The 19,225-nt window shown below is 64.7% G+C and carries 17 protein-coding genes; 7 read left to right on the top strand and 10 right to left on the bottom strand.

What is annotated here, in order from left to right; all coding sequences use genetic code 11:
* The 8 genes from BM279_RS03430 to BM279_RS03395 all read right to left on the bottom strand — a co-directional run bounded on the left by BM279_RS03430 (nucleotide 1) and on the right by BM279_RS03395 (nucleotide 7,333).
* On the bottom strand, nucleotides 1-750 hold the full coding sequence (locus BM279_RS03430; protein WP_093500932.1) for a GntR family transcriptional regulator: 750 nt from the start codon (nucleotides 748-750) through the stop codon (nucleotides 1-3).
* 53 nt (nucleotides 751-803) lie between these two features.
* Nucleotides 804-1,202: a carboxymuconolactone decarboxylase family protein gene (locus BM279_RS03425; RefSeq protein ID WP_013789224.1), complete on the bottom strand. Its 399-nt coding sequence runs from the start codon at nucleotides 1,200-1,202 to the stop codon at nucleotides 804-806.
* A 214-nt stretch (nucleotides 1,203-1,416) separates the two neighbouring features.
* Nucleotides 1,417-2,868, bottom strand: coding sequence for an NAD-dependent succinate-semialdehyde dehydrogenase (locus BM279_RS03420; protein WP_093500930.1), 1,452 nt, complete (start codon nucleotides 2,866-2,868; stop codon nucleotides 1,417-1,419).
* Nucleotides 2,869-2,977: 109 nt separating this feature from the next.
* A complete protein-coding gene (locus BM279_RS03415) occupies nucleotides 2,978-3,463 on the bottom strand; it encodes a flavin reductase family protein (RefSeq protein ID WP_093500928.1) in 486 nt (161 codons plus the stop codon).
* Nucleotides 3,464-3,483: 20 nt separating this feature from the next.
* The gene (locus BM279_RS03410; RefSeq protein ID WP_093500926.1) at nucleotides 3,484-4,965 is read right to left on the bottom strand and encodes an aldehyde dehydrogenase; all 1,482 of its coding nucleotides are present in this window, start codon (nucleotides 4,963-4,965) and stop codon (nucleotides 3,484-3,486) included.
* Nucleotides 4,962-5,795 carry an alpha/beta fold hydrolase gene (locus tag BM279_RS03405; RefSeq protein WP_093500924.1) on the bottom strand — a complete coding sequence of 278 codons (834 nt, stop codon included), beginning with the start codon at nucleotides 5,793-5,795 and terminating at the stop codon, nucleotides 4,962-4,964. Before BM279_RS03405 ends, BM279_RS03410 begins: the two co-directional genes overlap by 4 nt.
* A 13-nt stretch (nucleotides 5,796-5,808) precedes the next feature.
* Complete coding sequence (locus BM279_RS03400) at nucleotides 5,809-6,399, bottom strand: amino acid synthesis family protein (RefSeq protein WP_013789229.1); 591 nt, start codon at nucleotides 6,397-6,399, stop codon at nucleotides 5,809-5,811.
* 220 nt (nucleotides 6,400-6,619) lie between these two features.
* Nucleotides 6,620-7,333 carry a murein L,D-transpeptidase catalytic domain family protein gene (locus BM279_RS03395; RefSeq protein ID WP_093500922.1) on the bottom strand — a complete coding sequence of 238 codons (714 nt, stop codon included), beginning with the start codon at nucleotides 7,331-7,333 and terminating at the stop codon, nucleotides 6,620-6,622.
* Between the two features lie 152 nt (nucleotides 7,334-7,485).
* Here BM279_RS03395 and BM279_RS03390 point away from each other — a divergent pair, with 152 nt between their 5' ends.
* Complete coding sequence (locus tag BM279_RS03390; protein WP_093500920.1) at nucleotides 7,486-9,099, top strand: L,D-transpeptidase family protein; 1,614 nt, start codon at nucleotides 7,486-7,488, stop codon at nucleotides 9,097-9,099.
* Between the two features lie 111 nt (nucleotides 9,100-9,210).
* Here the strand turns inward: BM279_RS03390 and BM279_RS03385 are convergent, their stop codons facing one another.
* Both BM279_RS03385 and BM279_RS03380 read right to left on the bottom strand, forming a co-directional pair.
* A complete protein-coding gene (locus BM279_RS03385; protein WP_093500918.1) occupies nucleotides 9,211-9,930 on the bottom strand; it encodes a GntR family transcriptional regulator in 720 nt (239 codons plus the stop codon).
* Nucleotides 9,930-10,880, bottom strand: coding sequence for a LysR family transcriptional regulator (locus tag BM279_RS03380; RefSeq protein WP_093501236.1), 951 nt, complete (start codon nucleotides 10,878-10,880; stop codon nucleotides 9,930-9,932). The genes BM279_RS03385 and BM279_RS03380 overlap by 1 nt, the downstream gene beginning before the upstream one ends.
* A 188-nt stretch (nucleotides 10,881-11,068) precedes the next feature.
* Between BM279_RS03380 and BM279_RS03375 the strand changes: the two genes are divergently transcribed.
* From BM279_RS03375 to BM279_RS03350, 6 genes are all read left to right on the top strand, one after another.
* A complete protein-coding gene (locus tag BM279_RS03375) occupies nucleotides 11,069-12,484 on the top strand; it encodes an acetyl-CoA carboxylase biotin carboxylase subunit (RefSeq protein WP_075959423.1) in 1,416 nt (471 codons plus the stop codon).
* A 10-nt stretch (nucleotides 12,485-12,494) separates the two neighbouring features.
* Nucleotides 12,495-14,306 carry a sodium-extruding oxaloacetate decarboxylase subunit alpha gene (oadA, locus tag BM279_RS03370; protein WP_093500916.1) on the top strand — a complete coding sequence of 604 codons (1,812 nt, stop codon included), beginning with the start codon at nucleotides 12,495-12,497 and terminating at the stop codon, nucleotides 14,304-14,306.
* A 316-nt stretch (nucleotides 14,307-14,622) separates the two neighbouring features.
* Entirely contained in the window at nucleotides 14,623-15,294 is a 672-nt protein-coding gene (locus tag BM279_RS03365) for a hypothetical protein (RefSeq protein WP_093500914.1), read from the top strand.
* A gap of 115 nt (nucleotides 15,295-15,409) precedes the next feature.
* Nucleotides 15,410-16,624, top strand: coding sequence for a YeeE/YedE family protein (locus BM279_RS03360; RefSeq protein WP_093500912.1), 1,215 nt, complete (start codon nucleotides 15,410-15,412; stop codon nucleotides 16,622-16,624).
* The gene (locus BM279_RS03355) at nucleotides 16,618-17,451 is read left to right on the top strand and encodes an alpha/beta hydrolase (RefSeq protein WP_093500909.1); all 834 of its coding nucleotides are present in this window, start codon (nucleotides 16,618-16,620) and stop codon (nucleotides 17,449-17,451) included. Before BM279_RS03360 ends, BM279_RS03355 begins: the two co-directional genes overlap by 7 nt.
* A 307-nt stretch (nucleotides 17,452-17,758) precedes the next feature.
* On the top strand, nucleotides 17,759-19,132 hold the full coding sequence (locus BM279_RS03350; RefSeq protein ID WP_208604514.1) for an alanine/glycine:cation symporter family protein: 1,374 nt from the start codon (nucleotides 17,759-17,761) through the stop codon (nucleotides 19,130-19,132).
* The last annotated feature ends 93 nt before the right edge of the window (nucleotides 19,133-19,225 follow it).

Raw genomic sequence — 19,225 nt, 5'->3', positions numbered from 1 at the left:
TCAGCTTCCGATACGCGGGTCTTGCAGGCCGATGGGTGCGACGATGTCGCGAGCCTTGGCACCTTCCTGCTTGGCCTCCAGGTATTCCAGGGCGACCTTGGCCGCCGCGCGTACATGGTCCACCGAGGCCTGGTGGGCGGCGATCGGGTCGCCGCTCTTGATCGCCTCGACCATGCGCTCCATTTCCTGGTTACTGGTGCTGCGGCGGTTGCTCTGCGACACCGAAGTGGCGCGCAGGTAGCTGATGCGTGCCTGCAGCTGGCGCAGCTGGGTGGCCGCTGCTTCGTTGCCGCAGCCTTCGAGCAGCACGTCGTAGAACTCCTGCACCGACTCCAGCACGTCCGGCAGCTCGCCTTTCTCAAGGGTCTGGCGGTTGTTCTCCAGGGCGCGTTCCAGGGCGCGGATGTCCTTGGCGCGGGCACGCAGGGTGAACAGCTGGACGATCATGCCTTCCAGCGCGCAGCGTAGCTCGTAGAGGTCGCAGGCATCTTCCAGGGTGATGATCGCCACGCGCGGGCCCTTGGCGTCGGCGAATTCGACCAGGCCTTCGGATTCCAGGTGGCGCAGTGCCTCGCGTACCGAGGTGCGGCTGACGCCCAGGCGATCGCAGAGGTCGCGCTCCACCAGGCGATCACCGGGCAGCAACTGGAAGTTCATGATGGCGCTGCGCAGCTTGTCCAGAACGATTTCCCGCAGGGTCACGGGATTGCGGTTGACCTTGAAGCTGTCGTCGATCGGCTGGCGTTTCATGGTTAGTGCTCGCGTTATAGGTATGGGCGCACTCATCGCATTGCCTTGGCCGGTTATGCCTCGGGTTGCTGCTGCTCGGCATCCGCTTCGGCGAAGGCTTCGCGAGCGATGCGGAAGCTGTCGACCGCGGCAGGCACACCACAGTAGATACCGACCTGCAGCAGGATCTCGCGGATCTGCTCACGGCTGAGACCGTTACGCAGGGCGCCGCGAATGTGCAGCTTCAGTTCGTGCGGGCGATTGAGCGCGGAAATCATGGCCAAGTTTATCATGCTGCGTTCCTGCATCGATAAGCCTTCCCGGCCCCACACGTGCCCCCAGCAGTATTCGGTGACCAGCTCCTGCAGCGGGCGGTTGAAGTCGTCGGCGTTCTCCACCGAGCGCTTCACGTAGGCCTCGCCCAGCACCTGGGTGCGAATCTTCAGGCCCTTTTCGTACTTGTCGTTGCTCATGTCGGTTCTACCGTTTTGATCGATTGCGGTGGAGACGTAGGATGGGTGAAACCCATCGCTTATTGATGGGTTTCACCCATCCTACGCGGCCCGATCCATCCTATGGGGCTCAGCGATCCGTAGTGGGAACGGGCCATGCCCGTGATTTCGCGCGCATGGCGCGCTCCCACAGTGTTATGCCGAACGGTCACCTACGAGGTAACCAGCTCCAGCCTCACAACCCACCCATCAGGGTGTATTTGATTTCCAGGTAATCGTCGATGCCGTAGTGCGAGCCCTCGCGGCCCAGGCCGGAGGACTTGATGCCGCCGAAGGGCGCCACTTCCGTGGAGATCAGCCCTTCGTTGATGCCGACCATGCCATATTCCAGCGCCTCGCTCATCCGCCAGGCGCGGCCCAGGTCGCGGGTGTAGCAGTAGGCGGCCAGGCCGAATTCGGTGTCGTTGGCCATGCGGATCGCCTGGGCCTCGTCGCTGAAGCGGAACACCGCGGCCAGCGGGCCGAAGGTTTCGTCGCGGGCGACCTTCATCTCGGTGGTCACCTCGCTCAGCACGGTGGGCTGGTAGAAACCGTGGCCGAGGGCGTGGCGCTCGCCGCCGCAGACCAGCCGGGCACCTTTGCCCAGGGCATCGGCGACGTGATCGGCGACCTTGTCCACGGCCCGGTCGTTGATCAGCGGGCCTTGCTGGGCGCCATCGGTAAAGCCATCGGCGACTTTCAGTTCGGCCACGCGCTCGGCCAGGCGAGCCACGAAGGCATCGTGGATGCCGTCCTGCACCAGGAAGCGGTTCACGCACACGCAGGTCTGCCCGGCATTGCGGTATTTGGCGACCATGGCACCGTCGACGGCGCGCTCTAGGTCGGCGTCATCGAAGACGATGAACGGCGCGTTGCCACCCAGTTCCAGGGAAACCTTCTTCAGGGTGCTGGCGCACTGCTGCATGAGCAGCTTGCCGATCGGCGTGGAGCCGGTGAACGACAGCTTGCGCACCTCGGCGCTGGCGCACAGCTCGTTGCCGATGGCCACCGCATCACCGGTGATCACGTTGAGCAGGCCGGCGGGCAGCCCGGCTTCTTCGGCGAGCGCGGCTAGGGCCAGGGCCGAGAACGGCGTTTCCGGTGCCGGCTTGACGATGCACGGGCAGCCGGCTGCCAGCGCCGGGCCGACCTTGCGGGTGATCATCGCCGCCGGGAAATTCCACGGCGTGATCGCGGCGACCACGCCAATCGGCTCCTTGGTCACCACGATGCGCGCATCGGGCTTGTGGCTGGGAATGGTGTCGCCGTAGATGCGTTTGGCTTCCTCGGCGAACCACTCGATGAAGCTGGCGGCGTAGAGAATCTCGCCACGGGCCTCGGCCAACGGCTTGCCCTGCTCGAGGGTGAGAATCTCGGCCAGCGCGTCGGCGTTTTCCAGCATCAGGGCGTGCCAGCGCTTGAGGATGGCGCTGCGTTCCTTGGCGGTGCGTGCCCGCCAGGCTGGCCAGGCGGCGTTGGCGGCGGCGATGGCGCGGCGGGTTTCGGCGCTGCCCATGTCGGGCACCCGGCCGATCTCTTCGCCATTGGCGGGGTTGAAGATGGCTTGGGTGCTGCCTTCATCGGCGGTCAGCCACTGGCCGTCGAGGTAGGCGTGCTGGCGGAACAGGCGCGAAGCTTCGGGCGTCATGGCAGCTCCAGAATAAAACAGGCCATGCTCGAGGGTGAGTGAGCATGGCCAAAGAAAGGATGTGCAGCGTGTCGGCCATCAGCCCGGGGCAGGCCGATGGTCAGCACGCTCAGGCAAATGCCGGCAGGGCGCCGAGCTTGCCGCGGTGGTAGATCATCGGCACCGGGGCGTTCTCGGGCAGGATCAGGTTCTTCACCGCGCCGACCATGATCGCGTGGTCGCCACCGTCATACTCGCGCCACAGTTCGCACTCGATGATCGCCGCGGCGTTGTTCAGCAGCGGGTTGCCCAGCTCGCTGAGCGTCCACTCGATACCGGCGGCCTTGTCCTTGCCCTTGCCGGCGAAAGCGTAGGCTTCCTTCTGCTGCTCGGCGGACAGTAGGTGGATGGCGAAGCGCTTGCTGTCGCGCAGCACCGGATAGGAGTCCGAGGCGTAGTTGGGGCAGAACAGCACCAGCGCCGGGTCGATGGACAGCGCACTGAAGGCGCTGGCAGTGATGCCGACGATGCCGCCATCGGGCCCCTGGGTAGTGACGATGGTCACGCCGGAGGGGAAGGCGGCCATGACGGATTTGTACAGTCCGGGTTCGATCATTTTGCTTTTCCTCGATGCGCTCAGCGCATCACGAACGGGTCGGGCATCGGCGCTTGCGACAGGTTGATCCACACCGTTTTCAGCTCGGTGTAGGCCAGCACCGAATCGATGCCGCTTTCACGGCCGTAGCCGCTGTTCTTGAAACCGCCGATCGGTGCCATGGCCGACACGGCGCGGTAGGTGTTGACCCAGATGATGCCCGAGCGCACGCCTTTGGCCATGCGGTGGGCGCGACCCAGGTCGCGGGTCCAGATGCCGGCGGCGAGGCCGAACTGCGAGTCGTTGGCCATGGCCAGGGCGTCGGCTTCGTCCTTGAAACGAATCACCGAGGCGACCGGGCCGAAGACCTCTTCCTGCATGATGGTCATCGAGTGGCTGTCGCATTCGAACAGGGTCGGCTCGTAGTACCAGCCTTCGCCGTCGACCTGCGGACGTTTGCCACCCAGGCGCAGTTTCGCACCTTCGGCCACGGCTGTGGCGACCAGGCCTTCGACTACCGCCAGTTGCTGGGCGGTGGCCATGGGGCCCATTTCGCTGGCGTCGTCCTGCGGGTTGCCGATGCGGATGCGCTTGGCACGCTCGACCAGGCGCTCGACGAATTCGTCGTAGATGCTGTCCTGCACCAGCAGGCGCGAGCCGGCCACGCAGCTCTGCCCGGAGGCGGCGTAGATGCCGGCGACCACGCCGTTGATGGCGCTGTCCAGGTCGGCATCGGCGAAGATGATGTTCGGCGATTTGCCACCCAGCTCCAGCGACAGCTTGGCGAAGTTCTCGGCACTGGCGCGCACCACATGGCGGGCAGTGGCAGCGCCGCCGGTGAAGGCGATCTTGCGCACCAGCGGGTGGCTGGTCAGCGCCGCGCCGGTGGTTGGCCCGTAGCCGGTGACCACGTTGACCACCCCGGCTGGGAAGCCGGCTTCGAGGGCCAGGCGGGCCAGTTCGAGAATGGTCGCCGAGGCGTGTTCCGAGGGCTTGAGCACGATGGTGTTGCCGGCGGCCAGGGCCGGGGCGAGCTTGATCGCGGTCAGGTACAGCGGGCTATTCCAGGGGATGATCCCAGCCACCACGCCAATCGGTTCGTGGGTGGTGTAGGCGAACATGTCCGGCTTGTCGAGGGGCAGGGTGCCGCCTTCGAGCTTGTCGGCCAGGCCCGCGGTGTAGTGGAAGAACTCCGGCAGGTAGCCGACCTGGCCGCGGGTTTCGCGAATCAGCTTGCCGTTGTCGCGGCTTTCCAACTGGGCCAGGGCTTCCTTGTTTTCGGCGATCAGGTCACCGAGGCGGCGCAGCAGCTTGCCCCGGGCGGTGGCACTGAGGCCACGCCAGGCCGGGTTCTCGAAGGCTGCCTGGGCGGCCTGCACGGCGCGCTCGACGTCTTCGCCGGCGGCGTCGGGCAGCACGGCCCAGGCCTGGGCGCGGGCCGGGTCGAAGCTCTCGAAGGTCTTGCCCGATTGCGCGTCGACCCACTGGCCGTCAATGCACATCTGATAGCGTGCGAGTGTCATGCGACGATCCCCTTGGCGGTGTCTTGCAGCTGGCAGGCCTCTTCCAGGAATTCCAGCAGCATCTGGTTGACCAGGCGCGGCGATTCCACCGGCATCATATGCCGTTGCTCGGCCAGCACCACGGCGCGCGCGCCGGGAATGCACTGCGCCAGCTGTTCGGCCATCTGCGGCGTGGAGCCCGGGTCGAGCTCGCCGGTGGCGATCAGCGTCGGCACCTGGATTTCGGCCAGGTCGTCGGCGCGGTACATGTCCTGGGTGGCGAACAGCGTATAGGTGGTCAGGTAACCCTGGGCGTCGTTGCCGGCCAGGGTCTGGCGAATGGCGGCGATCTGCGCCGGGTTGGCGGCCTGGTACTCACGGCTGAACCAGCGCGACAGCGCCGCTTCGGCGTTGGCGTCCGGGCCATGTTCGGCAGCCTGGGCGGTGCGCGCGATGACGCCGGCGCGCTGCTCTGGGCTGCGGTTGAACACGCTGTTGAGCACCACCAGGGCGCCGATGCGCTGCGGGTAGTGCAGCGCGAAGGCGCGGGCTACCAAGCCGCCCATGGAGAAGCCGATCACCATGGCCTGCGGCAGGCCGAGGTGGTCGAGCAATTCACGCAACTGGTCGGCGTAACCGGCCAGGTCGGTGTCTACCGCGGGGCGCGGGCTGTCGCCGTGGCCGAGCATGTCGTAGACGATGACCTGGAAATGCTGGGCCAGGCCGACGACCTGGCCGCCCCACATGTCTTTGTTCAGGCCCACACCGTGGATCAATACCACGGGTTGGCCCTGGCCGATCACCCGGTAACTGGTGCCGGCGGGGGTACGTTCAGCGAGTTGCCGAATCATGGCCTGCTCCCGATTACTGCGCCTTCTCGGCCGCCAGTTCTTCCAGATCGATATAACGGTTGCCGATGCGCGGGTGCAGGCGACCACCGTCGGCGGCACCCAGCACCACGACGATCTCGTCGGCGCGCGGGGCGTCTTCGATCTGCATTTCCAGGGTGATGTAGTGCGAGCGCAGGCCTTCGTCGTCCTTGTGCATCATCGGAATCTGGATCGAGGTACCCGGGCCGCCACGCTTGTTGGTGAACGACAGGTAGCTCTTGGCCTTCACCGCCTCGCGGTAGTGGTTGCCGAAACGCAGGGTGTGGATGACGGCGGAGGCGTGTTCGATTTCACCGTCGGCGCCGACCACGGCGGCCTTGCCGTAGGCTTCGATCTTGTCAGCGCCGCCGATGGCAGCGGTCAGGCGCGCGACCATCAGTTCACCGAGGGCGGAGCAGTTGGCCTTGATCTGCGGCTTGAGGTCTTCGACGAAGCCATTGCCAACCCACGGGTTCTTGATCACGACGGCCAGGCCGACCATGGTGACCGGCTTGTCGGTCGCCTTGCCACCTTCGATCAGGGTTTCCTCTGTGTAGCTGACGATCTTGCGAATCTCGAAACTCATGGCAGCTCCTCGGCTGGTTGGTGTTGGGTATTATGGTATACCAGAATACACAATATGCAAGCATTGCCGAATCCCAGGCGTGACGGTGCCTTGGCCGTAGTCGTAGAGCGCGCCAATGGGGCTGAAAAGGTGGTTTGGAGTCGCCGCAATAGAGGCGGTGGCGCTGCCGGAATTCAGCGCGCTATCGAGGTGCGATCGCCGAAAAGGCGCGGTGAAAGGCTCAGCCTTCCCTGGCGCCGAGGATGCCCGCGACCAAGGCCGGCTTGCAATTGATGAACGCCGAGCCCTTCAGCCAGCGCTTGTCGGGATAGTACGAAAACATGAATTGGCCACCCTTGAGGCTGTCCACCACCATGCGTGCAACTTCCGGGCGTACCGCCGGGCAGCCTTGGCTGCGGCCGATGCGGCCTTGGGTCTTGATCCAGGCCGGGTTCACGTAGTCGGCGGGGTGGATGACGATGGCGCGCTGGCGTGCCAGGTCGTTGAAACCGGGCTCCAGGCCATCCATGCGCAGCGAATAGCCGTGTTTGCCGGTGTAGCTTTCACTGGTACGAAACAGGCCGATGCTCGATTGATGGCTGCCTTCGCGGTTGGAGAAGCGCGTGGCGAAGTTGTCGCCGGATTGCTGGCCATGGGCGACCAGGTCGTGCAGCAGCAGGCGCTTCTTGGTCAGGTCGAAGATCCACAGGCGGCGATCACTGGAGGGTTTGGAGAAGTCGATCACGGCCAGGCGCTGGGCAGGTACGGCACCATTGTTGATGGCGCAGCGCATCGCGTCGAGGGCGTGATTGAGCACCTGGCGATCGAGCGCTGGCGCCTGTGCAGACAAGCCTTCGAGCAGCGGATCCGGCGCCAGAGTGGCGGCTATTACGGACGGAACCGGCAACGCCAGGCAAATAAAAGCTAAGCAAATGCGCTGAATCGTGGTCATCATTTCAAGTCTCTGAGCTTTGGCCTTCGATGGGGCGCGCCTTCGCCAGGCGATACGGGCACAACAAAGCTCGGAATTCTAGCAGCCGAGTTCCCTTGTCCCGCGGGCGATTCCGACGGGCTGTCATTCACTCTGTCGTAAATTGGAGCGGCGCCTTGTTTTCTCCTTCTGTATCAGCTGCCTGGGCCTTGGCCCTGGTGGCACCCTTGGCGCTGGCCGATACCCCGCCATCCAGCCCGCTGCAGGAGCAGTTCGCCGAGCCCGCGCTGAGCTGCGTAACGCCCGTGCTAGAGCTGTCTGCCAAGGATCGTGAGTGGCTGGAGCCGTTCTATCTGCTGCGCGGCGCACAAGCGGCGTGGAACAAGGAAAACCTGCCGGTGTTGTTCGCTCAGCTGGAGTCATTGGCTGACGATGGTCTGGAGCCGCGCGCCTATCACCTGGAACCACTGCGCCAACTGGCGGCAGTCGATGACCCTTCGCCGCGCCTTTCGGCCTGTGTCGACGTGCTCGCCACCACCGCTTATCTGCAGGCCCTGCGGGATCTGTCCTACGGGCGCCTCGAGCAGGCCAAGGTCGAGCCGCTGTGGGAGCCCGAGAGCATGGCGGTGCAGCAGAGCCAGGCGCCGCTGCTGGCCATCGCCCAGGCGGGGCTGGCCGACCCGGCGCAGGCCTTCGCTCAGGCACGGCCTGATTTCGGTCCTTATCAGCAGCTGCGCCAGCGCTACGCCGAACTGCGCCGCCAGGAATTGCCACAGTGGCTGGCGATTCCTGGCGGCTCGCTGCTCAAGCCCGGCGCCGTTGATGGCCGGGTGCCTTTGCTGGAGCAACGGCTGCAGCTGCACGGTGATCTGTCCCAAGGCGCGCCGGCGCTGGTCGCCGAGGAAACCTCGGTGTATTCCACGGCGCTGGTCGAGGCGGTCAAGGCCTTCCAGCGCAACCACCTGCTCAAGCCCGACGGCGTGGTCGGCCCCGGCACACTGGCCGAGTTGAACCGTTCCGCCAGCGAGCGCATGGATCAGATCCGCATCAATCTGGAGCGCCTGCGCTGGCTGTCCCACGAAATCGAGCCGACCAGCGTGCTGATCGACGTGGCGGGCGCCGAGGTGATGTTCCTGCGTGACCACGCCGTCACCTGGCAGGCGCGCACCCAGGTCGGTCGCCCGGCCCGGCCGACACCGCTGCTGCGCTCGCGCATCACCCACCTGACGCTCAACCCGACCTGGACCATTCCGCCGACCATCCTGAAGGAAGACAAGCTGCCCGAGCTACGCCGTGACGCTGCCGGCTACCTGGCCGCCAACCACATGCAGGTGATCGACTACGAAGGCAATCCGGTAGACCCGCGCGGCGTAGACTGGGAGCGCCCCGGGCGGGTGATGGTGCGCCAGTCGGCGGGTGCGCACAGCCCGCTGGGCAAGGTGGCGATCCGCTTCCCCAATCCGTTCTCGGTGTACCTGCACGATACGCCGAGCCAGCGCCTGTTCGACAACCTGCCACGGCTGTTCAGCTCGGGCTGCGTGCGCATCGAGCGTGTCACCGAACTGGTCGACCAACTGCTTGCTGGCGCCAGCCCAGGCGAGCGCGCACGTATCGTCAAGCAATGGGAAAGCGGGAGCACCTTACGCGCCGACTTGCCGCAGCCGGTACCGATCTTGATGGCGTACTGGACGGCGCAGGTTGGCGCGGACGGCCAGGTACAGTTCCGCCCCGATATCTACGGTCATGACGCTCGTTTGCTGAAAGCGCTGGAGGCGTCGAACCGCATCTAGGGTGGATGAGTCCGCTTTGGTGTTTCCCCTGTGAGATAAGGCCATACCTGTGGTTGTCGCGCGCATGGCCGTTCCTACCAGGATCGCGCAGCGGTAGCTTTTTTCTTGGATTCAGCGATGCCCAGGCAACTGCTCGAACAGGCTGCGGCAGACCCCCGTGATGTGCTCTTCGAGTAACGTGGCGGCGCGCTCGATGTCACGGGCGCGGCAGGCTGCGAGGATTTCGCGGTGCTCGTGATCGGCGAGATCCTTGCCCTCGGACAGGCTCATCTGCATGCGCAGGTAGCGTTCCAGTTTGTCGTGGATGGAGCGGATCAAGCTGACCAGAAATGGCCGCTGTGCCGGCTCGTACAGGCAGGCATGCAGCTCCCAGTTGAGCTCGGCCCAGCGGCCGACATCGTCTTCGCCGATGAACTCCTCGCAGATGCGCTCGGCACGGGCAAAGGTGGCTTCGTTCATATTGGGAATCGCCAGGCGCAGCACCTTGTCTTCGAGCAGGATGCGCACCTCGAACATCTGCGCCAGGTCCGGCTCGGAGATGCGCGTGACCACCGCGCCCTTGTTGCGCTGGAACACCACCAGCCCCTCAGCCTCCAGGCGTTTGAGCGCTTCGCGCACGGGGATCTTGCTGACGTTGAACAGCTTGGCGATATCATCCTGGCGCACCGGCTCGTCTTCGGCAAAATGCCCGGCGACGATGGCGTCGCGCAGGTGCTTGGTAATCACCTCGGAGGCAGACGGGGTAATGCCCAGGTTCGGGGCATTCAAGGGAGGTAATGGCACGTGGTGCACCTGCTGGAAGAGGCTTTTGGATATGATATACGAAACCATTACAGTGAATTGCTTGCGCCACTGAACTGCTCGGCCAGCGCACCGATCTGCTTGCGCCGGTCACGCACGAAGTTGAAGAACGCCTGGGCCACCGGCGACAGGTGCTTGCCGCGCGGATGCAGCACGCACCAACTACGCAGCAGTGGCAGCTCGGCCACTGGCAGCTCGCGCAGCAGGCCCAGCTGCAGCTCGCGACGTACCGCGTGGCGTGGAATCAGCGCCAGGCCCAGGCCGGCCAGTACGCCTTCACGCTGACCCTCCATGGAGCCGACCTCCTGGATCTGCGCGAAGTGGGCGCGCTTCTGGTGGCAGTACTCCTCGCAGGCGCGGCGCGTACCTGATCCCGGCTCGCGTACCAGCAGCGGCCAGTCGCACAGGTCTTGCAACTGCAAAGTTTCGGCCTGATTCAGTGGATGGTCCGCCGGCGCCACGGCGATGATCGGGTTGTTGAGAAAGGGCAGAAACTCCAAGGCCATGTCCGATGGCACCTGGGACATGATCAACAGGTCGTCGCGATTGGCGCTTAGTCGCCGCACCGCCTGGGTGTGGTTGACCACCGTGAGCTGCAGGCTGACTTCCGGATGTTCGCGACGAAAAGCGGCGAACAGATGGGGAACGAAGTACTTGGCGCTGGATTCGATGGCCAGGCTCAGTTGCCCCTGCAGCGAGCCTTTGAGGTCGGCGAGCTGCATGTCGAGGCTCTCCAGACGGCCGAAGATATCCTCGCTGGCCCGCTGCAGCGCGTCGGCGGCCTCGGTCAGGTAGAGCTTCTTGCCCACGTAGTCGAACAGAGGCTGGTCGAGCAGCTCCTCGAGCTGACGAATCTGCAGGCTCACGGCCGGCTGAGTGAGAGCCATTTCTTCGGCGGCGCGGCTGTAGGAGCGGTGATCGCACACCGAGCGAAATACCTGAAGCTGCCGAAAGGTCATGCGTAACAATGACTTGCGAATTTTATTCACCGCTCGGGTGGTTTCTTGTTCGCAGAGCATAAGTTTTTACTTATGCAGAACCCAACAAATATTGATTTTGGTTAATTGTTACAGCGGCGTAGGGTTTGACCAAAGACCGGTCTGCAATCATTCGGTCATATATCGACCCTCCAAGGGTTGCCTGTTCACGTGATCGAGGATGTTGGCTCGTGATCAAGAAAATCCTGATCGCTAACCGTGGCGAGATTGCGGTGCGCATCGTGCGGGCCTGCGCCGAAATGAACATTCGTTCGGTGGCCATCTATTCGGATGCCGACCGTCAGGCGCTGCACGTCAAACGTGCCGACGAGGCCTACGGCATCGGCGACGACCCACTGGCCGGCTACCTCAACCCGCGCAAGCTGGTGAACCTGGCCGTGGAAACCGGCTGTGATGCCTTGCACCCCGGCTATGGCTTTCTTTCCGAAAATGCCGAGCTGGCGGAAATCTGCGCCGAGCGCGGCATCAAGTTCATTGGCCCGAGCGCCGAAGTCATCCGCCGCATGGGCGACAAGACTGAAGCGCGACGCAGCATGATCAAGGCCGGCGTGCCGGTGACGCCGGGCACCGAGGGCAACGTCGCGGATATCGCCGAGGCGCTGCGCGAAGGTGACCGCATCGGCTACCCGGTCATGCTCAAGGCCACCTCCGGCGGTGGCGGCCGCGGCATTCGCCGCTGCAACTCGCGCTCCGAGCTAGAACAGGCATTCCCGCGGGTAATCTCCGAGGCCACCAAGGCCTTCGGCAGTGCGGAAGTGTTCCTGGAAAAATGCATCGTCAACCCCAAGCACATCGAGGCGCAGATCCTCGCCGACAGCTTCGGTAACACCGTGCACCTGTACGAGCGTGACTGCTCGATCCAGCGCCGCAACCAGAAACTCATCGAGATCGCCCCGAGCCCGCAGCTTACCCCGGAGCAGCGCGCCTATATCGGCGACCTGGCCGTGCGCGCCGCCCAGGCCGTGGGCTACGAGAACGCCGGCACCGTGGAGTTCCTGCTCGCCGAGGGCGAGGTGTACTTCATGGAGATGAATACCCGGGTGCAGGTGGAGCACACCATCACCGAGGAAATCACCGGCATCGACATCGTCCGCGAGCAGATCCGCATCGCCTCGGGCCTGGCGCTGTCGATCAAGCAGGAAGACATCCAGTACCGCGGCTTCGCCCTGCAGTTCCGCATCAACGCCGAGGATCCGCGCAACAATTTCCTGCCCTCGTTCGGCAAGATCACCCGTTACTACGCCCCGGGCGGCCCCGGTGTGCGCACTGACACGGCGATCTACACCGGCTACACCATTCCGCCGTACTACGACTCCATGTGCCTGAAGCTGATCGTCTGGGCGCTGACCTGGGAAGAAGCCCTGGCTCGCGGCTCCCGGGCGCTGGACGACATGCGCGTGCAGGGCGTGAAGACCACCGCCACCTATTACCAGCAGATTCTCGCCAATGATGAATTTCGTAGTGGGCGCTTCAATACCAGCTTCGTCGACAACCACCCCGAGCTCTTGAACTACTCGATCAAACGCAAGCCGGGCGAACTGGCCCTGGCCATCGCCGCCGCCATTGCCGCCCATGCCGGCCTGTGAGGAACGCACCATGACAAGAAAGATCACGGTTACCGACACCATCCTGCGCGACGCCCACCAGTCCCTGCTGGCCACCCGCATGCGCACTGAAGACATGCTGCCGATCTGCGACAAGCTCGACAAGGTTGGCTACTGGTCGCTGGAAGTCTGGGGCGGTGCGACGTTCGACGCCTGCGTGCGCTTCCTCAAGGAAGACCCGTGGGAGCGTCTGCGCGAGTTGCGCGCGGCATTGCCCAATACCCGCCTGCAGATGCTCCTGCGCGGGCAGAACCTGCTCGGTTATCGCCATTACAGCGATGACGTGGTCAGCGCCTTCGTTGCCAAGGCGGCGGAGAACGGCATCGACGTGTTCCGCATCTTCGATGCGATGAACGACGTGCGTAACCTGCGCGTTGCCATCGAAGCGGTGAAGACCGCCGGCAAGCACGCCCAGGGCACCATCGCCTACACCACCAGCCCGGTGCACACCGTCGATGCCTTCGTCGCCCAGGGCAAGGCCATGCATGCTATGGGCATCGACTCCATCGCCATCAAGGACATGGCCGGCCTGCTCACGCCGTACGCCACGGCCGATCTGGTCAAGGCGCTGAAGGCCGAGATCGATCTACCGGTATTTATCCACAGCCACGACACCGCGGGTCTGGGTTCGATGTGTCAGCTCAAGGCCATCGAGGCGGGCGCCGACCATATCGACACGGCGATCTCCAGCTTCGCCTGGGGCACCAGCCATCCTGGTACCGAGTCGATGGTTGCCGCGCTCAAGGGCAGCGAATACGACACCGGCCTGGATCTCTCGCTGATCCAGGAAATCGGCATGTACTTCCATGCGGTGCGCAAGAAGTACCACCAGTTCGAAAGCGAATTCACCGCCGTCGATACCCGCGTGCAGGTCAATCAGGTGCCGGGCGGGATGATTTCCAACCTGGCCAACCAGCTCAAGGAGCAGGGCGCGCTGAACCGCATGAACGAAGTGCTGGCGGAGATCCCGCGGGTGCGCGAGGACCTCGGCTTCCCGCCGCTGGTGACGCCGACCTCGCAGATCGTCGGTACCCAGGCGTTCTTCAACGTGCTGGCCGGCGAGCGCTACAAGACGATCACCAACGAGGTGAAACTGTATCTGCAGGGCGGCTACGGCCAGGCGCCGGGCAAGGTCAACGAGCAGCTGCGCAAGCAGGCTATCGGCAGTGAAGAGGTGATCGACGTGCGCCCCGCCGATCTGCTCAAGCCGGAAATGGACAAGCTGCGCGGGCAGATCGGCGAGCTGGCCAAGAGCGAGGAAGACGTGCTGACCTTCGCCATGTTCCCGGACATCGGCCGCAAATTCCTCGAAGAGCGCGAGGCCGGCACCCTGCAACCCGAAGCCCTGCTGCCGATTCCCGATGGCAGCGGCGTGGCGGCAGCCGGCGGTGCAGGCGTGCCGACCGAGTTCATCATCGACGTGCACGGCGAAAGTTACCGCGTGGACATCACCGGTGTCGGCGTGAAGGGCGAGGGCAAACGCCACTTCTACCTGTCCATCGACGGCATGCCCGAGGAAGTGGTGTTCGAGGCGCTCAACGACTACGTCGCCGGTGGCACCGGCAGCAAACGCCGCAGCGCCAGCGCACCGGGCGACGTGAGCACCAGCATGCCGGGCAACATCGTCGACGTGCTGGTCAAGGAAGGCGACACCGTCAAGGCTGGCCAGGCCGTGCTGATCACCGAAGCCATGAAGATGGAAACCGAAGTGCAGGCGCCTATCGCCGGCACCGTCAAAGCCGTGCACGTGGCCAAGGGCGACCGCGTCAACCCAGGCGAAGTGCTGATCGAAGTCGAAGCCTGATCGTCACCGATTAACCTCTGGGGGCCGTGAGGCCCCTTTTTTGTCTGTCGGCCCTGATCTTTTGGGAGCGGTTAGGGGCAAAGCCTCGGGCGTGGGCCATGCCCACGAATCTTTTCGGGCGCATGGCGCCCTCCCACAGACGTCCACAAAGCCCCAGGCACTCCGCTCAGCCGCCTACGCTTGCAATGGTTCCAAGGCTTTTGCACCATGCCCAGCCTCGCGGGTGTTGCCCGCGGGAACCGTTACGGATAGCGGTTGGCTATCTGCTTGCCGGCATTTTCAACGTGCCGGCCAACCTCGCTTATAGGGACATTCCATGCTGCGTCGCTGTGTTCTTCTTTGCCTCCTGTTCAGCCTGGCCGCCTGCTCCAATGGCCGCAAAATCGACTATTCCCAGGCCTACCCCGTGGTGCCGCAAACCTTCGCCAAGGCCGTCGAGGTGCAGGTGATCGACGAGCGCCCTTATGTGGTGTCGGGCAACAAGAAGGGCCATTTCGTCGGTCTGATCCGTGGCAGCTATTACATCCCCTATGACGTCAACACCCGCTTCGGCGAGCCTCTGGCTCAGGACCTGCAGAAGTCGCTGCTCGGTGGCTTCCAGCGCAAGGGCGTCGCCGCCCGGGCCGTCGATGGCAATGCGCGCCAGGCCTCTTCTGTCGATGCCATGCTGCTGTCGATTCGCGTGCGCGAGTGGAAGAGCGAGAGCTTCATGGGCGTGGTGCTGACTCACGCGTTGACCGCCGATGTGCTCGACAGCCAGGGCCAGCGTCTGGCTTCTGTACCCGTGCAGGGCTCGTCGAGCGTTTACGACTTCACCGACTCTGGCAAGGCGATCCTCTCCAGCGTGCTGACCCAGCAGCAGGTTCGCCAGGCGCTGAACGGCGAGCAGGTCGAAGTGGTCGAGGCGGCAGAGATCGAGGAAGGTTCGGTACGGCGTGATCCGGCCGGGCTGTTCACGCCGCCGATCGCCCGTGACGGCGTGTTCTGACCACTGCCGCTTGTGGGCATAACCTTTTCAGGATTCGTTCTAAGCATCCGCTCACTGGCGCCGGCGGGACGGGCTAGAATAGCCGACCGTTTCAATTGGTTATTCGAAGGTCTATATGAATCTATCCATCCCTGCTGCGGCGCCGGTCAATCGTCCGGGTACGCCGCTGGTGGCCGTGGCGCTGCTGCTGGCCGGCGCGCTGGCGCTCACCTTCGCGGTCAGCGGGCGTCAGGCGTTGTTGTTCATCGTCGGCGGTGCGCTGGGCCTGGTGCTCTATCACGCGGCGTTCGGCTTCACGTCGGCCTGGCGCGTGCTGCTCAACGAGCGCCGTGGCGCCGGCCTGCGTGCGCAGATGGTGATGCTGGCCATCGCCGTGCTGCTGTTCTTCCCGGCGCTGTCGGCAGGCACTCTGTTCGGTGCGCCGGTCAAGGGGCTGGTGGCGCCAGCGGGCACCTCGGTGATCGTCGGCGCCTTCATCTTCGGCATCGGCATGCAGCTGGGCGGCGGTTGCGCATCCGGCACGCTGTTCACCGTGGGCGGCGGCAACGCGCGGATGCTGGTGACCCTGCTGTTCTTCATCATCGGCGGCGTGGTCGCTACCCATCACCTGGAGTGGTGGTCAGCGCTGCCGAGCCTGCCGCCGACCTCCATCGTCACCAGCCTGGGCCTGGTGCCGGCCTTGGTCGTCAGCCTGGCGCTGTTCGCCGCCATCGCGGCATTGAGCGCGCGCCTGGAGTTGCGTCGTCACGGCAGCCTGGAGCGAGCGGCGCCGAGCGAGCACCAGGGCTGGCAGCGTTTCCTGCGTGGCCCCTGGCCGCTGATCTGGGGTGCGGTGCTGTTGGCGCTGCTCAATTTCGCCACCCTGGCGCTGGCCGGTCGCCCCTGGGGCATCACCTCGGCGTTCGCGCTGTGGGGCGCCAAGGTGCTGCAGGGTACCGGTGTCGACGTTTCCAGCTGGGCGTTCTGGCAGCAGCCGGCCAATGCTCAGGCGCTGGCTGCGCCGCTGTGGGAAGACATCACCACGGTGATGGACATCGGCATCGTCATCGGCGCCCTTCTGGCCGCCGGTCTGGCCGGGCGCTTCGCACCGAACCTGAACATCCCGCTGCGCTCGCTGGTGGCGGCGGTGATCGGCGGCCTGCTGCTCGGCTACGGCTCGCGCCTGGCTTACGGTTGCAACATCGGCGCCTACTTCAGTGGCATCGCGTCCGGCAGCCTGCACGGCTGGTTGTGGCTGGTGGCGGCGTTCGTCGGTAACGGCGTGGGCGTGCGCCTGCGGCCGTTCTTCTTCCCGGGCGAACGCCGCGAGGCGAAGCTGACCGGATGCTGACAGCTCGCCCTGCAAAGCCGGCTGCGCTGCTTTTTGGCGCGCTGCTGGTCTTTGCCTTGGGCGGTTGCCAGTCACCGCAAGAGCGGCTTGGCGAGCTGACCGGTCAGCACCATCGCTTACAAACGCTCGACAGCAAACCCTTTCCGTTATTGCTCGGTGCCCCAGCCCAGGTGCCGGCGGCGGCGCGTATGCGCGTTTATCTGGAAGGCGATGGCCAGGCTTGGGCGACGCCGTCACAGCCCAGCCTCGACCCCTCGCCGCGCGATCTGCTGGTGGCGCGCCTGGCGTTCGCCGATCCGACGCCCAGCCTGTACCTGGCGCGGCCCTGCCAGTTCGTCACCGCGCCTAGGTGTGCCACGAGCCTGTGGACAAGTCGGCGTTTCGGCAGTGACGTGCTGGGCAGCCTCGACGGGGCGCTCGATCTGATCAAGGCTCGCTACGGCAACCAGACGTTCGAGCTGGTCGGCTATTCCGGCGGCGCCGCGCTGGCACTATTGCTGGCCGCGCGACGCGATGATGTCGTTAGCGTGCAAACCCTCGCCGGCAACCTCAGCCCACGCTACTGGGTTCAGTTGCTGCAGTTGAGCCCCCTCGAGGGTTCGCTGGAGCCGCTGGATTACCGCGAGCGGCTGCGCGCCGTTACCCAGCGGCACCTGGCCGGCGATGCGGATAGCGTGGTGCCGGCTGGCGCGCTGCATCACTACCTGGATGGGCTCGGTGAAGCGCGCTGCGTGCAAACCGTCAGCCTGACGCAGGTATCCCACCACACGTGCTGGGAACAGGCCTGGGCGACCTGGCGTTCACAGCCGATAGCGTGCAACGACTGATTGTCCGGTCGCAGGCGCCGAGGCGCGCCGATCACCTGTGCGAACCCCGTCGCGCAGCTGAATTGCCTGTTTTTTCCGCCCCTTTCGCGGCCAAGTTGTTATAGCCTTGCCGACCTGGCAACAATCGCCCGCGCTGCAATCGATTGATTCGCCTAAACATTTTGTTACGCCCTCGGGCCTGTGACAGACCATCCGATGTTGCACGGACGCAGTTGCGTTCACTCGCTCGGCACCGCGGCTCTACCAGCCAGCGGTGCCTTCCTGCCGGCCACGAGCCGCACTGGACAGAACAACAAGGACACCCGCCATGGATCAATTTCTCGCTGTGCTCACGGCCATCAGCAGCTTTATCTGGGGGCCGTTTCTGCTCATCCCCCTGTTGCTGCTCACCGGCCTGTATCTGACCATCCGCCTGCGTGGCATCCAGTTCCGCGTAATCGGCCACGCCTTCTGGCTGGCCTTCGTCAAACGCTCGGAAAAGGGCGACGTACCCGGTGACGTTTCCCACTACCAGGCCCTGGCCACCGCGCTGGCGGCGACCATCGGCGTTGGCAACATCGCCGGGGTGGCCACGGCCATCGGCATCGGCGGCCCCGGTGCGTTGTTCTGGATGTGGATGACTGGCCTGGTGGGTATGGCCACCAAGTACTCCGAAGCCTTGCTGGGCGTGAAGTACCGGGTCACCGACGCCAAGGGCGAGCAGAGCGGCGGGCCGATGTACTACCTCACCAACGGTGTCGGCGGCACCCTGGGCAGGACCCTGGGCATCGCCTTCGCGATCTTCGGTGCGGTGGCTTCGTTCGGCATTGGCAACATGGTGCAGGCCAACACGGCGGCCCATCAGCTGCAGGACACCTGGGGCATTTCGCCAACGCTCAGTGGTCTGGTGCTGGCCATCGGCACCGCGGTGGTGATCATCGGTGGCATCAAGAGCATCGGCCGTTTCGCCGCCGGCGTGGTGCCGGTGATGATCGTGCTGTACATCATCAGCAACGTCGCCGTGCTGGTGGTGTTCGCCGATCGCCTGCCGGACGCCATTGCCCTGATTTTCATCGATGCCTTCAGCGGTAGCGCGGCAGCCGGTGGTTTCCTTGGCTCGAGCATCATCCTGGCGGTGCAGATGGGCGTGGCCCGTGGCATCTTCTCCAACGAGTCGGGCCTGGGTACCGGCGCGATCGCGGCGGCGGCGGCGAAGACCGACAAGCCGGTGCGCCAAGCCATGGTGTCGATGACCCAGACCTTCCTCGACACCTTGGTTATGGTCACCTTCACCGCACTGGCGATCATCGTCACCGGTGCCTGGACCCAGGAAGGCCTGAAAGGCGCGCCGATGACCGCGTGGGCACTAGAGCAGGGCCTGGGCGGCGGCTGGGGTATCTACACGGTGACCATCGGCGTGCTGGTCTATGCCTTCACCACCATCCTCGGCTGGTCGTACTACGGCGAGCGCTGCATGGAGCGGCTGATGGGCCGCGTGGCGGTGATGCCGTACCGGCTGATCTTCTCGGCGGTGGTGTTCGTCGGCGCGGTGACCTCGTTGGAGGTGGTGTGGACCTTCTCCGACATCGCCAACGGCCTGATGGCGCTGCCCAACCTGATCGGCCTGTTGCTGCTCTCCGGCGTCGTGGTCAAGGAAACCCGGGACTACATGAGCCGCAAGAACTGGAAGACCGAGGACTGACGACCCTTAGGGTGAATCACGCTCTATCGATCTACCGTTGCGCTGGATGTGAAACGCGACGCCCAGCCTGCGAGGCTAGGCACTCGCCAATGC

It is taken from the genome of Phytopseudomonas straminea (genome assembly GCF_900112645.1).
Lineage (GTDB): Bacteria > Pseudomonadota > Gammaproteobacteria > Pseudomonadales > Pseudomonadaceae > Aquipseudomonas > Aquipseudomonas straminea.
The sequence above is the reverse complement of the archived record's forward strand: the minus strand, read 5'-3'. Positions and strand labels throughout refer to the sequence as shown.